Origin of the sequence: Corallococcus exiguus, assembly GCF_009909105.1 — a bacterium.
Taxonomy (GTDB): Bacteria; Myxococcota; Myxococcia; order Myxococcales; family Myxococcaceae; genus Corallococcus; species Corallococcus exiguus.
Genome location: NZ_JAAAPK010000001.1, coordinates 1,111,063 through 1,126,613, shown reverse-complemented (window position 1 = coordinate 1,126,613; position 15,551 = coordinate 1,111,063). Strand labels below are relative to the sequence as shown.

Here is a 15,551-nt window from a genome sequence, read left to right as displayed (position 1 = left end):
CGGCGCTTCAACGTCTGGTGCGACGAAGAAGCGCCTGGGGAATCACCCGGGTCCTACCGGATGCGCAGGAGCTGCTTCACCGTCTCCAGCACTTCCACGAACCGCACGGGCTTGCGCAGGTAGATATCCACCCCCAGCTGCATCGCCCGGTCCTGGGCCTCCTTGCCACCCGCGGAGATCGCGATGACCGGGATGCCCTTGAGCTCCTCTTCCTCCCGGATGCGCTCCACCAGGGCGAAGCCGTCCATCACCGGCATGTAGAGGTCCAGCATCACCAGGCTGAAGCGGTCCTCGCGCAGCCGCAGCAGGGCATGGTGGCCGTCCGGGGCGAAGTGGACCTCCAGCGGCACCTTCCCGTGCAGGTCGTTGCTCGCGAGCTTCTTCAGCACGTAGCTGTACATCTCGATGATGTGCGGGTTGTCCTCGACGATGAGCACACGGAACCCGTCCTGCTCAGAGGGGGTCACCGCGTTGTCGTTGGGTCCCGCCGCACTCAAGATGTCACCCAGTCGCCGCCGGTCCTGCTCGCTCTCCACACGGATGCCCACGCCGCCCGGCTGATCGGGCGCGGCCAGGCGCACCCACGCCACCGTCCCGGCGACTTCTACCGGATCCAGCAGTCCCGGGAAAGAAAGAGCAAGCCGCAGCTCGTCCCCCACCGCGAAGAGCTGCTCGGTCTGGACGAAGAACCCTCCGGTGGAGAGGTTTTCCGTCACGTCCCGGACCGGACGCCCATGGGCGTAGTCCACCCGGAGGATGGTGGGGATGCGAGGGTGCTGCCGCTGGTCCGCAGGGTCCAGGCTCATAACAAGGGGTTGAAATCGCTCGGTAATTTGCTGAGGGCGGCCCAGTCTACCGCCGAGGGTTTATGTTGACAACGAAGCCATTGCGGCAATACGTACGGCCCGCCATGGCGGAGCCCCTGTTCACTCCTGAAGAGCAGAAGAAGTTCGACGCGGGGATCGCGGAAATCCTCTCGCACTACCCCTCTGATCGCAAAAGCGCCGGCATGCTTCCCGCGCTGCGCCTGCTGCAGGACCTCAAGGGGTGGTTGCCTCCTGATGGTCTGCGGCTGGTGGCGAAGAACCTGGAGGTCACGCCGGAGCGCGCCTACGAGGTCGCCAGCTTCTACGTGATGTACCACCTCAAGAAGCCGGGCAAGTACGTCATCGACGTCTGCACGAACCTCTCCTGCTCCCTCTGGGGCGCGGAGAAGATGCTCGCGTACCTGGAGCAGAAGCTGGGCCTCACCGCCGGGGAGACGAACGACAAGTTCACCCTGCGCGAGACGGAGTGCCTGGCGTCCTGCGGCACGGCGCCCTGCCTGCAGATCAACGAGGATCACCACGAGCGCCTGACCCAGGCGAAGCTGGACGCCATCCTGGCCCGGCTGTCGTGAGTCGCCCCTCCTCCTCCTCGCTTTCCTAGGACGTTCATCCATGGCCTCTACGGCAAAGGCGGTCGAACCCGTCATCTCGGCGGCCTGGGGCAAGCCCCAGTCCTGGACCCTGGACAGCTACCGCTCGCGCGGTGGCTATGACGGGCTCAAGCGCGCGCTCTCCATGGAGCCCGCCGCCATCATCGACGAGGTGAAGAAGTCCAACCTCCGCGGCCGCGGCGGCGCGGGCTTCCCCACGGGCATGAAGTGGAGCTTCGTCCCCAAGGACAGCCCCAAGCCCAAGTACCTGGCCGTCAACGGGGACGAGTCCGAGCCGGGCACCTTCAAGGACCGCTACATCCTGGAGAACGACCCGCACATGATGCTGGAGGGCATCGCCATCGCGTCGTACGCGCTGGGCGTGCACACCTGCTACGTGTACCTGCGCGGCGAGTTCAAGTTCCAGGCGGAGCGCACCCAGGCCGCCATCGATGAGGCCTACAAGGCCGGCATCTTCGGCAAGACGATGATGGGCAAGGACTTCGCGCTCGACTGCTACGTGGTCCGGGGCGCGGGCGCGTACATCTGCGGCGAGGAGACGGCGCTGCTGGAGTCCCTGGAAGGCAAGAAGGGCTGGCCCCGCCTGAAGCCCCCCTTCCCCGCGGTGGTGGGCCTGTTCGGCAGCCCCACGGTGGTGAACAACGTGGAGACGCTCGCCAGCGTGCCCCCCATCCTCGCCAAGGGCGCGGAGTGGTACGCGAAGCTGGGCACGGACAAGTCCGGCGGCACGCACCTGGTGTGCCTGTCCGGCTCCGTGAACCGCCCCGGCGTCTACGAGGTGGGGATGCACACCACCATCCTGGAGCTGATCCACGACGACCAGTACGGCCAGGGCATGCCCAAGGGCCGCAAGGTCAAGGCGGTCATCCCGGGTGGTTCCTCCGCGCCGGTGCTGGGCGCGGACGAGCTGGACGTGGCGCTGGAGTTCGAGGCGCTGAAGATGAAGCAGACGATGGCCGGCTCCGGCGGAGTCATCGTGATGGACGACGCCACCTGCATGGTGCGCAGCCTCTGGCGCGTGGCCCGCTTCTACGCGGAAGAGTCCTGCGGCCAGTGCACCCCGTGCCGCGAGGGCACGCCCTGGCAGACGCGCCTGCTGCGCAAGATCGAGGAAGGCCGCGCGGAGCTGAGCGACATCGACATGCTGTCGAACGTCGCCTCCTCCATCGCGCCCTACCCCCCCATCGGCCTGGGCAACACCATCTGCGCGCTGGGTGACGCGGCGGCGCTGCCCACGCACTCCTTCCTCATGCGGTTCCGGGACGAGTTCGAGGCTCACGTACGGGAGCACCGCTGCCCGTACGGTGACCACCCCTGGGGTTCCTTCGGAGACTGGTCTTGAACATCGAATTGGTCCTCTTCGGCGTCTTCGCCGTCATGACGCTGCTGTCGGCGGGGCTGGTCATCACCGCGCGGAGCCCCATCAACTCCGCCATGGCCCTGGTGTCGACGTTCTTCTTCCTGGCCGGCATCTACGTGCTGCTCTGGGCGCACACGGTCGCCGCCGTGCAGGTGCTCGTGTACGCGGGCGCCATCATGGTGCTCTTCCTGTTCGTCATCATGCTGCTCAACCTGGGTGACGCCCCGCACCGCGGAAAGCCCACGGCGACGCGGTTCCTGGGCGGCGCCTCCGCGGTGGGCCTGCTGGCCGTGCTGGCCGTGACGCTGGGCCGGCTGAACGCGCAGCCCGCGCAGCTGGACGCGCGGGGCCAGGCGGCGTTCGGCACCATGGCGGCCATCGGCGAGACCATCTTCACCACCTGGCTGTTGCCCTTCGAAGCGGTCAGCCTGCTCCTGCTGGTGGCCATGGTGGGCGCGGTGGTGGTGGCCAAGTCCCGCATCTGATCCTCGCGACCTTCCGGACAACCCAATGGTCCCCATCACCTACTACCTCCTGCTGGCCGCGGCCCTCTTCTGCATGGGCATGTTCGGCGTGCTGGTGCGCACCAACGCGCTGGTCGTCTTCATGTGCGTGGAGCTGATGCTCAACGCGGTCAACCTGACGTTCCTGGCCTTCGCGCGCATGCACGGCGAAGGCACCGGGCACGTGTCCGCCTTCTTCGTCATCGCCGTGGCGGCCGCGGAAGCGGCCATCGGTCTGGCCATCGTCATCGCGGTCTTCCGCAGTCGCGGGTCCGTGAACGTCGACGACATCCGGACGATGAAGCACTAACGCCCCGTCACCCCTGAGCACACCCATGGACGGATCCCTCGTCGAGTTCTTCAGAACCGCACCCATCCCCCCGGAGGTGTTTTCGCCCTCGCTGGGGTTGATCATCCTGCTGCCGCTGCTGGGCGCGTTCGTGTGCGGCGTGTTCGGCAAGTGGCTGGGCCGGGCCAACGTGCACCTGGTGGCGTGCTCCGCCATCGCAGGCGCCTTCGTGCTGAGCCTGCTGGCCTTCTGGGCCACCAGCGACGCGGCCGGCGGGCGCGTGGTGAGCATGGTCAACCCGTTCGGCATCGAGCGGGACACCATCCGCTACGCCATCGCGCACGACTACGGGACGTGGTTCGCCGCCGGTGACTTCCGGGTGAACTTCGGCCTGCTGGTGGACCACCTGTCGGGCATCCTGCTGCTCATCATCACGGGCGTCGGCTTCCTCATCCACCTGTACTCCACCAGCTACATGGAGCACGACGATGGGTACTGGCGCTTCTTCGCGTACCTGAACCTCTTCGTCGCCGCGATGCTCACGCTGGTGATGGCCGACAACCTGGTCCTGCTCTTCGTGGGCTGGGAGGGCGTTGGCATGGCCAGCTACCTGCTCATCGGCTTCTGGTACACGGACAGCGCGAAGGCGTGGGCGGGCCGCAAGGCGTTCGTCACCAACCGCATCGGTGACTTCGCGTTCCTCATCGCCACGTTCCTGCTCATCCTCACGGTGGGCGCCTTCAACCGCCAGGCGGACGCGCGGGACTACAACGCGGCGTCCACGTCGCGCGCCCGCTACGAGCAGGGCATCTCCCAGAAGGGCCCCGTCACCTTCAAGGGCCTGGAGAAGCTGGCCCTGGCCCTGCCGGAAGGCACGGGCGGCGCGGTGTCCCTGGCCACGCCCATCGAGTCCGGGCCGCTGGCGGGCTACACCTTCGGTGGCGTGATGACGTCCATCATGCTGCTGTTCCTGCTGGGCGCCGCGGGCAAGAGCGCGCAGCTGCCGCTCTACGTCTGGCTGCCGGACGCGATGGCCGGCCCGACGCCGGTCTCCGCGCTCATCCACGCCGCCACGATGGTGACCGCGGGCGTGTACCTGTTCTGCCGCATGAGCTCGCTCCTGGTGCTCTCTCCCACCGCCATGGCGACCATCGCCATCGTGGGCGCGCTCACGTCGCTCTTGGCGGCGCTCATCGCCTTCGCGCAGGACGACATCAAGAAGGTGCTCGCCTACTCCACGGTGTCCCAGCTGGGCATCATGTTCATGGGCGTGGGCATGGGCGTCTTCTGGGCCGCCGCGATGCACCTGATGACGCACGCGTTCTTCAAGGCCTGCCTCTTCCTGGGCGCCGGCAGCGTGATGCACGGCAACGGGGACGAGACGGACATCAAGAAGCTGGGCGGCCTGTGGAAGGAGATGAAGTGGACGCACGCCACGTTCCTCATCTCCACGCTGGCCATCACCGGCATCTTCCCCATCATGTCCGGCTTCTTCTCCAAGGACGCCATCTTCCACGGCGTGCACCACAACCACCTGCACGGCCTGGAGTGGGTCTCCACCTTCGTCTACGTGATGGGCCTGCTCATCACCGCGTCCACGGCGTTCTACATGTCGCGCGTCTACCTGCTCACCTTCACGGGCAAGCGGTCCCCGGAAGCGAAGCTGGCGCACGCGCACGAGAGCGCGTGGCACATGACGCTGCCGCTGGTCATCCTGGCGTTCCTCGCCTTCGTGACCTTCGCCTACGCCCTGCCCCTGATGCCTCGCGTGGGCGGCGGGATGCAGCCGGTGTTCGAGAACTTCCTGTCCCCCGTGCTGCGCCCGGCGGAGACGGTGGCCCGCGTGGCCAAGACGGTGCAGCTGGACACCAGCACGCCGACCCTCGGGGACTACGCCTTCGCGTGGATGTGGGCTCTCGCGGGCGGCGCGGCCGCGGCGTTCGCCTACCTGAAGTTCTTCCCCTCGCGAGTGGGCCAGCCCGTGCCGGCCTTCGCCCGCGCGGTGCGCCGCACGGCGCTCAACAAGTTCTACGTGGATGAGCTCTACGAGTTCATCCTCATCCGGCCGGTGAAGTTCGTGGCCTTCATCCTCTTCCGCGTGGTGGACGCGCTCGTCATCGACACGGTGCTGGTGCGCGGCACCGCGTACGTCACGGAGAAGGTGGGCCTCGGGCTGCGCCGGCTCCAGACGGGTGACGCGCAGACCTACGCCGCCATCATGGCGCTCGCCATCCTGGGCGGCGCGGTCTACGCCCTCGTGCAGGTGCTTTCATGAGCTTCTTCGACACCCACCTGTTGAACGTCGTCATCTACCTGCCGCTCGTGTTCGCGGCGCTGGTGCTCGCGCTGCCCGCCAGTGAGCACGGGCAGGTCCGCGCCATCACCTTCGTGGGCATGCTGCTGGACCTGGTGTTCGGCGTCTGGGCGTACTTCCGCTTCGAGCCCTCCGGCGCGGAGTTCCAGATGGAGTTCCGCGTCCCGTGGTTCCAGCAGTTCGGGATGAGCTACCACCTGGGCCTGGACGGACTCGCGGCGAGCCTGCTGCTGCTGACGGTGTTCCTGGGGCCGCTGGTGGTGCTCGCCTCCACCACGTACATCAGCCACCGCATCAAGGAGTTCCACCTGGCGCTGCTGGTGCTCCAGACGACGATGCTGGGCGCGCTGGCGTCGATGGACGTCCTGCTCTTCTACATCTTCTTCGAGGCCATGCTCATCCCCATGTACCTGCTGGTGGGCGTGTGGGGCGCCGAGGACCGGCGCATGGCGGCGGTGAAGTTCTTCCTCTACACGCTGGTCGGCTCGCTGCTGATGCTGGTGGCCATCGTGGCGGTATACTTCGTGAGCGGCGGCCCGGGTGTGCGCTCGTTCGACTACGGCACGCTCTACAACAACCTGCTCGCCGCCAATCAGCAGCTCGCCGCGTGCACCAACGGACCGGAGGGCGCGTGCGCGTCGCTCACGGGCCTGGCCGCCACGCTGCACACGTATGGGCCGTGGATGTTCGCCGCGTTCGCGCTGGCGTTCGCCATCAAGGTCCCCATGTGGCCGGTGCACACCTGGTTGCCGGACGCGCACGTGCAGGCGCCGGTGGCGGGTTCCATGATTCTGGCCGGCGTGATGCTGAAGATGGGCACCTACGGCTTCTGGCGCTTCGCCATCCCGCTCTTCCCCGTGGCGGCGCACGCGGCCCGTCCGTTCCTCGCGGTGCTCGCCGTGATTGGCATCGTGTACGGCGCGCTGATGTGCCTGGCGCAGCGGGACATCAAGAAGCTCATCGCGTACTCGTCCGTCAGCCACCTGGGCTACTGCATGCTGGGCCTGCTCGCCGTCACCGGTGAGGGCGCCACGGGCAGCGCGTACCAGATGCTCAACCACGGCATCTCCACGGGCGCGCTGTTCCTCCTGTTCGGCTTCCTCTACGAGCGCCGCCACACGCGCCTGATGTCGGACTACGGCGGCATCGCCAAGGTGATGCCGGTGTTCACCGCGGCGTTCGTCATCATCACCTTCTCGTCGGTGGCGGTGCCGGGCACCAACGGCTTCATCGGCGAGTTCCTGGTGCTGATGGGCACGTTCAAGAGCACCCTGCCCCTGGGCTTTGGCGCGTTCGCCACGCTGGGCGTCATCCTGGGCGCGGCGTACATGCTGTGGATGGTGCAGAAGGTGTTCTTCGGCAGCATCACGCACCGGGAGAACCAGCACCTGCGCGACATGAACCTGCGCGAGATGCTCACCACGGCCCCCTTCATCGTGCTGGTGGCGGTGATGGGCCTGATGCCGCAGCCCTTCCTGGACCGCATCGCTCCGTCCACGGACCGCTACGTGGCTCGCGCCAGCGTGGGCGCTCCGGGCGCCACCCAGGCGAAGGACGACCAACTGCGCGTGGAGGTGATGTCCCTGCCCTCCACCGCCGCCGCGGCCCGCCCCTCCGTTCCCGCCGCGCCGCTCGCCGTTCGCGAGTAGGCCCCGAAAGACTCCATGAACCTGCCAAATCTCACCCTGGCGGATTTCCTCCCCATGCTGCCCGCCATCATCATGGTGGTGGCAGCCTGCGTCCTGCTGTTGTCGGAGGTGTTCCTCTCCGCGACGGCGTCCCGCGGCTACCAGGCGGTGCTCACCGTCGTGGCGGCGCTGGCCAGCGGCGCCGTGGCCGTGGGCCTGATGTTCGAGCCGCCGCAGGAGGTGTTCCTCGGCTTCGGCGTGTTGGACCCCTTCTCCAGCTTCCTCACCCTGGTGGTGAGCGTGGGCCTGGGGCTGGCGGCGCTGAGCGCGGTGGGCTTCCTGCGCAAGCGCGGAGCGGAGCGCGGTGAGTTCTACGCGCTGATGCTCTTCGCCTCCGCGGGCATGAGCCTGCTGGCGATGTCGTCGGAGTTCATCACCATCTTCGTCAACATCGAGGTGCTCTCCATCGCGACGTACGCGCTGACGGCGTACCTGCGCCGCGGCACGCGCCCCAGCGAGGCGGGCTTCAAGTACTTCATCCTGGGCGCCTTCTCCTCGGCCGTCCTGCTGTACGGAACGGCGCTGCTGTACGGAGCCACGGGCACGACGAAGCTCAACGACATGGCGGGCCCGCTGCAGCAGGCGCTGTCCACGTCCCCGGCGCTCGTCTACGTGGGCGCGGTGCTCATCGCCGCGGGCTTCGCGTTCAAGGTGGCGGCCGTGCCGTTCCACATGTGGACGCCCGACGTGTACGAGGGCGCCCCCACCCCGGTGACGGCGCTCATGAGCGCGGGCGTGAAGGCGGCGGCGTTCGCGTCGCTGGTCCGCGTGTTCGTCACGGTGGGCAAGGACATGGACCCCAAGCTGCCGCTGATGCTCTTCGCCACGCTGGCGCTGCTCACGATGGTGGCCGGCAACCTGATGGCGATTCCGCAGCGCAACGTGAAGCGCATGCTGGCGTACTCCTCCATCGCGCACGCGGGCTACCTGCTCCTGGGCGTGGCGGCGCTGTTCGTCGTGGCCCCGGGCGAGCACTTCCGCCTGCTGTCCGCGTCCTCGCTGTCCGGTGGCACGCCGCTGGACGTGGCGCGCTCGGACGCGCTGCGCGGCATCCTGTACTACCTGCTGGCGTACACCTTCAGCGCGACGGGCGCCTTCGCCATGGTCTCCGCGCTGGAGCGCCGCGAGGACGAGGAGAAGGGAACCGCGTGGGACCTGGAGCGCTTCGCGGGCCTCGCGCAGCGCCGTCCGGGTTGGGCGTTCGCCATGGCGGCCTTCATGCTGTCCCTGGGCGGCATCCCCCCCACGGTGGGCTTCATGAGCAAGCTGCTCATCTTCCAGGCCGCCATCGACGTGGGCCTGGTGGGCCTCACGGTGGTCGCGGTGCTCAGCAGCGCGGCGGGCGCGTATTACTACCTGCGCGTCGTGGTCTACATGTTCATGCACCCCGTCCCCGAAGGCGCCCAGCCGCTGGAGCGCAACTGGGGCACCGAGGCCGCGCTGGTCATCTCCACCGTCGCCGTCGTGCTGCTGGGCATCCTCCCCGGCCACGTCACCGACTGGCTGGCCCAGGCCGGCACGCTGTTCGGTCAGTAGCCGTTCGCCGGCAGCTCGCGGCACCCGACGCCCGCCTCGGCCCCTGGCCCTGGCGGGCGTTGTCGTTGCGGGGCGTGGCTCACGGCGTCAAACGCCGCGCGCATTGCAGAAGTGAAATGGATCCGCGCCGCGTCATGCGGGCGGCTGCAACGCGGCGATGATGCAGAGAGCGGAAAAGAAGGCGGCCCGGCACCCGTGAGGGTGTCGGGCCGCGGGTCTTCTCAAGGTAACGCACCGGAAGTGCTGAAAGGGTGGGGGGGAACCACTTTCAACCTCGCTTCGATGCGTCCCGAGCCTAACCCTTAGCAGGTGCCATGCCAGAGCCCGTTTGGGACGAAACTCTAGAGTTCTCAAGCACTTGGACGACCGGGCAACATCTTCGCCCCATTGCAGCCCTGAAATCGCGTTTCAGGGATGAAAACAATCAACGAATTCAGGAGGTTGGTTTTTTCATCCCTGAACGCAGGTGATTTCGGATCTGCACTCGTACTGAGAGGCAGGTGCGAGTTCGCTGGCAGGCTATTCGCGGGCACCGGCGGGAGGCCGCAGGTTGAGCCGCTTCATCTTCCGCCACAGCGTGGTGGAGGAGACGCCCAGCTCGTCCGCCACGCGGGCCAGGTCCACGCCGTGGCGCTCCAGGGCCTGGACGATGGCCCGGCGCTCCGCGTCCTCCACCACCTCCGCCAGCGTGGGGCCCGTGGCCTCCGTGCTGGTGGGCCGCACGACGTCGGTGGGGGGCAGGCCCATGGCCTCGGGCAAAGGCGCTTCAGTCGGAGGCGCGGCGGCGGAGAGCACACGGCTCTGGGGGCGCAGCGGGAAGTCCTCGGGGAGCAGTTCGTCCGCTTCGGCGAGCGCGGCGGCCTGCTCCACCAGGTTCTCCAGCTCGCGCACGTTGCCGGGGAAGTCGTACGTCATCAGGTGCTCCACGGCGGACGCGGACAGGCGACGGGGCCGGGGGCTGCGGTTGTTGGCGCGAACCAGGAAGTGCTCCGCCAGCGCGGGCACGTCCTCCAGGCGCTCGCGCAGCGGGGGCACGCGCAAGAGCACCACGTTGAGGCGGTAGTAGAGGTCCTGGCGGAAGCGCTTCTCCTTCACCTCCAGCTCGATGTCGCGGTTGGTGGCCGCGGCGATTCTCACGTCCACGCGCAGCGCGGTGGATTCCCCCACGCGGCGCACCTCGCCGTCCTGGAGCGTGCGCAGGAGCTTGGACTGGAAGGTGGGGCTCGTCTCCGTCACCTCGTCGATGAAGAGCGTGCCGTTGTCCGCCTCCTCGAAGAGGCCGCGGCGAGCCTTCACCGCGCCGGTGAAGGCGCCCTTGGCGTGGCCGAAGAGTTCGCTCTCCAGCAGCGTTTCGCTGATGGCCGCGCAGTTGACGGGCACGAAGGGCTGGCCGCTGCGGCGGCTGTGCGCGTGGAGGGCGCGGGCCACCAGCTCCTTGCCCGTGCCGCTCTCCCCCTGGATGAGGACGGTGGCGTCGCTCTGGGCGACGCGCAAGAGGCGCGTGGTGAGCTCGCGCATGGCCTGGCTGCGGCCCACGAGCGCGGACAGGCCGTGGCGCTCGTAGAACTCCGTGGCGAAGTTGTCCACCGCCGCCTGGAGCTTCGCGCGCTCCAGGGCGCGCTCCACGCGGTAGCGCAGCTCGCCTTCCTTGAAGGGCTTGGTGACGTAGTCGTACGCCCCCATGCGCATGGCCTCCACCGCGCTCTCGATGGAGCCGAAGGCCGTCATCATGATGACCTGGAGGCGCGGGGCCACCTCCAGCGCGCGCTTGAGCAGCGTGAGCCCGTCCATGGGCTCCATCTTCAGGTCGGTGAGGAGCAGGTCCACGCGCCCCTGCGAGAGCACGCCCAGGGCCTCCTCGCCGGTGGCGGCTTCGTTGACGGTGTAGCCCTCCGCGCGCAGGAGCAGGGCGGTGGTGGCGCGCATGTTGCGCTGGTCGTCCACCACGAGGATGCGGCCTCGGGGAACCGGAGTGGTCGCGTCGGTCATGAGAAGGACTGGGGCTGCGTGAGCGGCAGCCAGAAGGTGAAGGTGGTTCCGCGTCCGGGGGCGCTCTCCACGGCGATTTCGCCGCGGTGCTCCTCCAGGATGCGCTTCACCACCGCCAGCCCCAGGCCGGTGCCCTGGGCCTTGGTGGTGAAGAAGGGTTCGAAGACGCGGTGGAGCAGCTCCGCCGGGATGCCCGGCCCCTGGTCCATCACGTCGATGCGCAGCTGCTCGCGGCCTCCGTGCGTGTCCCGGCGCCCACGCACCCGCACGTCGCCGCCCTGGGGCATGGACTGGATGGCGTTGACGGCCACGTTGAACAGGGCCTGGCGGATCTGCCGCCGGTCCATGGGCACCGCGGAGAGACCGGGATCCACCTCCACGGAGATGTACACCGGACGCTCCGTGGGAGCCTGCGCCCGCGCGGCCTCGAAGGCGTCCTGGAGCACGCGCAAGAGGTCCTCCGGCTGGAGCACCGGGTTGCGCGGGCGGGTGAAGTCCAGCAGGTCCGCCACCATGCGGTTGAGGCGGTCGCTCTCCTCCGCGACGATGTCCAACAGCATGGCCGTGTCCCCCCCGGGGTTCATGATGCGCCGGAGCGTGGCCACCGCGTTGAAGATGACGCCCAGCGGATTGCGCACCTCGTGGGCGACGATGGCGGACAGCTCGCCCAGCGCGGCGAAGCGCTCGCGCTTCACCATCTCCGCGCGGGTGGCGGCCAGTTCCGCGTAGCTGGCCCACAGCGATTCGTAGAGGCGCGCGTTGGCGATGGACAGCGCCAGCTGGCCGCACGTCGCCTCCGCCAGTTCAATCAGCTCCGGGCCGAAGGGGCGCGGGCCGCGCACGTCGTCCACCAGCACCACGCCGATGAGCTCCTCGCGCGAGGTCAGCGGCAGGCCCAGGAGCGCCTTCTCCCCCAGCCGGTCGATGAGCACCGCGCTCACGGAGGTGCTCGCGGACGTCAGGTCCTCCACCGCGATGGGCTTGCGCTCCTGCGCCACGCGCGCGGCCAGGTCGTCGCTGTCCAGCGGCACCACCACCGTGCGGAACATGTCCCGGTGGGTCGCCGACGCCGCCGCTCCGCGCAGCACCTTGGCCTGTTCGTCGTAGAGCAGGATGAAGCAGTTGGACACATCCAGCAGGTGCACCAGGAAGTCGGACGCGACGTCCAGGATGCTCGCCGTCTCCAGCACGCCGGACGTGGTGCGCGCCAGGTCCAGCAGGAGGCGCGTCTCCGTGAGCTGGCGCGCGGACTCGGCGCGGAGCCGGCGCTGTTCCAGGAGCGTCACCAGCAGCTCCGCGAGCGTGGACAACAGCCGCGCGTCTCGCTCGTCGAAGGGCCGCTCCTTCGCGCGCAGCGCCTGCACCACGCCCACGCTCTCACCGCCGCGGGTGAGCCGCGCCGCCGTCCCGCTGCCCAGGCGGCCCTGGGACAGGGTCTCCAGCGCGCGCCCCTGCGACTCGGAGGACAGCACGCCTCCGTCCTCCCGCAGCGACGCGGCCAGCAGCACGCCGGTGGCGCGCACGGCCTCCGCGTCACTCCCCTCCTCCAGCCCCACGTGGGCGGAGAGCCGGGGGGCCTCCCCCGGTTCGGGGACGACGTGCAGCGCCACCGCGCGGGCCTGGAGCAGCTCCGCCACGCGCGCGAGGAACGTCTCCGGCGGCGGGGGCACGGGCTGCGCCACGAAGCGCGCCATCTCCGCCACCGACTCCACCTCCCAGCGGCTGCGCGCGCCGTCCGCCTGGAGGTGGGCGTCCGCGAGCGCCGCGCCCACCACCTTCGCGAACAGCGTCAGCACCGAGCCGTGCCGGGGCGCCACCCACGGGCCCGCCACCCAGAGCACCTCCGACTGCGGCCCGCCCACCGGCAGGTACGCGTGCGTGGGCTGCGCATGGTCCGCGCCGCCGAACACCGGCCGCCCGTCCGACAGCGCCTCCAGCGCCAGGTGCGAATCCGCCGGGATGGACACGCCGTCGCGCACCACCCACCGCGTGCCGTCCCAGCGCAGGAGCCGCGCCCGGAAGCCCGCGGCCTCCAGGCCCGCCAGCGCCACGCGCCGCACGCCCTCCTCCGAGCGCGCGGACACCAGCCCCGCGGACGTGTCCACCAACCGCTCCGCCACCACCAGCTCCCGGGGGCGCTCCGCCACCACCATGCAGCTGAGCAGCAGGGCGAAGCGCCCGTTGTCCAGCCGCAGGGGGTTGGCCTGCACGTAGACCTCGCCCGTCGCCCCGTGGACGCTGAATATCTTGTAGAGCTGCGGACGCCCGTCCAGCGGCGCACCCGTGGCGACCCGGTGGAAGCGGTCTCCCATCCGGCTGCGCTCCTCTGGCTGGACGAAGTCCAGGAAGGAACGCCCCTCCACCTGCTCCACGGGCAGTCCCAGCAGCCGCGCGTACGCGGCATTGGCCACCCAGACGTGCCCCTCCCCCTCCACCACCAGCACGGGCTGGGTGAAGGCATCCACCAGGGCACGCAGTTCCGGCTCGCTGTAGGCCTTGTCACTCATCCGCGACGCAGCACCCGTTTGTCCCCCACCCTCAGCGTCACCTTCTCCCGGTCGAAGTATTCCGACAGGGGGATGGTGAACTTGCGGCTCTGGCCCACCAGTTCCTTGAAGCCCTGCGTGGAAATCTCCTTCTGGTCCTTCAGGTACGTCACCAGCCGTCCGCGCAGGTCCTCCAGCGCGCCCGTGTCGAAGCACAGTTCCTCGCTCACCCGCACGCCAGTGCCTGACGCCACCAGCACCTTCAACAACTCCTGCAGCTTCGCGGGCGGGAGCCCCAACTTCTGCGACAGCTCCGTGACGGTGGGCGGCGCGAGCCCCGCCGCGGACAGCTCCGCGGACAGGCGCGTGCGCGCGGCCTCGTCGCCCAGCGTGAGCGTACGGCCCCGGCCCTTGAGGCGCACCAGGTCCTTCTCCGCCTCCACGCCGCTGGAGTCCACCAGCGCCTGCACCACGCGTTGGAACAAGCGCGCGTCCAGTTGGGCGGAGAGCCGCTGACGGAGCTCCTCGCGGGACAGGCCCTCGCGCATGGGCTCGCGTTCATGGAACGCGGCGAGCAGCGCGAGCGAGCGCTGGCGCAGCCCCTCGAACACGTCCTGCGCCACGTAGAGCCGCCGGTCGCGGTCCACCAGCAGCACCTGCCCCTTCGCGCCCAGCAACTCCAGCGTGCGCGTGAGCACCTTGGGCGAAAGCCCCGAGCGGCCGAACAGCTCCGTCTGCGTGAGCCCCGCGTAGCCCGCCTGCCTGAGGAGCCACCCCACCTGCCCTGCCGCGTCCGCCTCCAGGAGCGGCCGCACCACCGACGACGCACCCTTGCGCCGGCGCGGCGGCGTGATGGAGAGCACGCGGCCCCCGGCCACCGTGGCGCCCCGTCCCGGCAGCGCGCGCGAGCCGCGCAGGATGAAGCGCTGGCCCACGAGCGCCCCCACCGGAGACTCCAGCCGCAGCTGCGCGAGCCCCGTCTCCCCGGGCGAAAGCGACTCCAGGTCCAGCAGCGCCACCGTGGCCTCCACCTGCGCGGTGCCCAGGTGCAGCAGCAGCTTGCGGCGCTTGGGCAGCGGGGCTTCCGCGGCGGGCAGCAGCGTCAGCTCCACGTCCAGCATGGACGTCTCCGGCAGCTCGCCCGCGCGCGTGAGCACCATGCCCCGGTGCACGTCCTCCGTCTGCACGTCCGTCACGTTCACCGCCGCGCGCTGCCCCGCCTCCACGCGCGCCACCGGCTGGCCGTGCACCTGCACGCCGCGGACGCGAAAGGGACCCGGACGCGCACCGGCCACCGAGGGAAGCAGCGACACCGCGTCATCCACCGCCAGCGCGCCGGACAACAGCGTGCCCGTCACCACCGTGCCGAAGCCCTTGATGGTGAAGGCCCGGTCCACCGGGAGGAACACGGGGCCCTCCGAGGGACGCCGTGGCAGAGAAGCGCCCGCGCTCGCGAGCGCCGCCTTCAGCTCCGGCAGGCCCTGCCCCGTGCGCGAGGACACCGGCACCACGGGCGCGGTCTCCAGGAAGGTGCCGACGGTGAGCGCGGCGAGGTCCGCCTCCACCAGCGCGCGCCAGTCGTCGCCCAGGCCCTCCAACAGGTCCGCCTTGGTGAGCGCGACGACGCCCGCCTTCACGCCGAGCAGGCGGCAGATGTCCAGGTGCTCGCGCGTCTGGGGCATGACGCCTTCGTCCGCCGCGACCACCAGCACGGCCAGGTCCACGCCACCCGCGCCCGCGGCCATGGCCTTCACGAAGCGCTCGTGGCCGGGCACGTCCACCACGCCCGCCACCTGTCCGTCCGGCAGCGGCAGGTGGGCGAAGCCCAGCTCCAGGGTGATGCCCCGCCGCTTCTCCTCCGGGAGCCGGTCGGTGTCAGTGCCCGTCAGCGCCTTCACGAGGGACGTCTTGCCGTGGTCGATGTGCCCCGCCGTCCCGATGATCATCG

The 15,551-nt window shown here is 69.5% G+C and carries 11 protein-coding genes; 7 read left to right on the top strand and 4 right to left on the bottom strand.

The window, feature by feature from the left end:
* Window positions 1–53: 53 nt before the first annotated feature.
* Window positions 54–806 carry a TIGR02266 family protein gene (locus GTZ93_RS04600; protein WP_120579120.1) on the bottom strand — a complete coding sequence of 251 codons (753 nt, stop codon included), beginning with the start codon at window positions 804–806 and terminating at the stop codon, window positions 54–56.
* A 104-nt stretch (window positions 807–910) separates the two neighbouring features.
* On the opposite strand from GTZ93_RS04600, the gene GTZ93_RS04595 reads away from it, so the two are divergent.
* Genes GTZ93_RS04595 through GTZ93_RS04565 form a run of 7 tightly spaced genes read left to right on the top strand, consistent with a single transcriptional unit; the run spans window position 911 to window position 9,128 of the window.
* Window positions 911–1,399: an NADH-quinone oxidoreductase subunit NuoE family protein gene (locus tag GTZ93_RS04595; protein ID WP_120579121.1), complete on the top strand. Its 489-nt coding sequence runs from the start codon at window positions 911–913 to the stop codon at window positions 1,397–1,399.
* Window positions 1,400–1,439: 40 nt separating this feature from the next.
* On the top strand, window positions 1,440–2,780 hold the full coding sequence (gene nuoF / locus GTZ93_RS04590; RefSeq protein ID WP_120579122.1) for an NADH-quinone oxidoreductase subunit NuoF: 1,341 nt from the start codon (window positions 1,440–1,442) through the stop codon (window positions 2,778–2,780).
* Entirely contained in the window at window positions 2,777–3,283 is a 507-nt protein-coding gene (locus tag GTZ93_RS04585; protein WP_120579123.1) for an NADH-quinone oxidoreductase subunit J family protein, read from the top strand. Before nuoF ends, GTZ93_RS04585 begins: the two co-directional genes overlap by 4 nt.
* Before the next feature lie 25 nt (window positions 3,284–3,308).
* Window positions 3,309–3,611 carry an NADH-quinone oxidoreductase subunit NuoK gene (nuoK, locus tag GTZ93_RS04580; protein WP_120527355.1) on the top strand — a complete coding sequence of 101 codons (303 nt, stop codon included), beginning with the start codon at window positions 3,309–3,311 and terminating at the stop codon, window positions 3,609–3,611.
* 25 nt (window positions 3,612–3,636) lie between these two features.
* Window positions 3,637–5,865: an NADH-quinone oxidoreductase subunit L gene (nuoL, locus tag GTZ93_RS04575; RefSeq protein WP_139916769.1), complete on the top strand. Its 2,229-nt coding sequence runs from the start codon at window positions 3,637–3,639 to the stop codon at window positions 5,863–5,865.
* Window positions 5,862–7,553 carry a complex I subunit 4 family protein gene (locus GTZ93_RS04570; RefSeq protein ID WP_139916767.1) on the top strand — a complete coding sequence of 564 codons (1,692 nt, stop codon included), beginning with the start codon at window positions 5,862–5,864 and terminating at the stop codon, window positions 7,551–7,553. The genes nuoL and GTZ93_RS04570 overlap by 4 nt, the downstream gene beginning before the upstream one ends.
* Before the next feature lie 15 nt (window positions 7,554–7,568).
* On the top strand, window positions 7,569–9,128 hold the full coding sequence (locus GTZ93_RS04565) for an NADH-quinone oxidoreductase subunit N (protein WP_120579126.1): 1,560 nt from the start codon (window positions 7,569–7,571) through the stop codon (window positions 9,126–9,128).
* Between the two features lie 519 nt (window positions 9,129–9,647).
* On the opposite strand, the gene GTZ93_RS04560 is transcribed toward GTZ93_RS04565, so the two are convergent.
* Genes GTZ93_RS04560 through selB form a run of 3 tightly spaced genes read right to left on the bottom strand, consistent with a single transcriptional unit; the run spans window position 9,648 to window position 15,549 of the window.
* Window positions 9,648–11,117, bottom strand: a complete 1,470-nt coding sequence (locus GTZ93_RS04560) for a sigma-54-dependent transcriptional regulator (RefSeq protein WP_139916765.1) — start codon at window positions 11,115–11,117, stop codon at window positions 9,648–9,650.
* Complete coding sequence (locus GTZ93_RS04555) at window positions 11,114–13,624, bottom strand: ATP-binding protein (RefSeq protein ID WP_139916763.1); 2,511 nt, start codon at window positions 13,622–13,624, stop codon at window positions 11,114–11,116. The genes GTZ93_RS04560 and GTZ93_RS04555 overlap by 4 nt, the downstream gene beginning before the upstream one ends.
* Entirely contained in the window at window positions 13,621–15,549 is a 1,929-nt protein-coding gene (gene selB, locus GTZ93_RS04550) for a selenocysteine-specific translation elongation factor (protein WP_139916761.1), read from the bottom strand. The genes GTZ93_RS04555 and selB overlap by 4 nt, the downstream gene beginning before the upstream one ends.
* Between the last annotated feature and the right edge of the window lie 2 nt (window positions 15,550–15,551).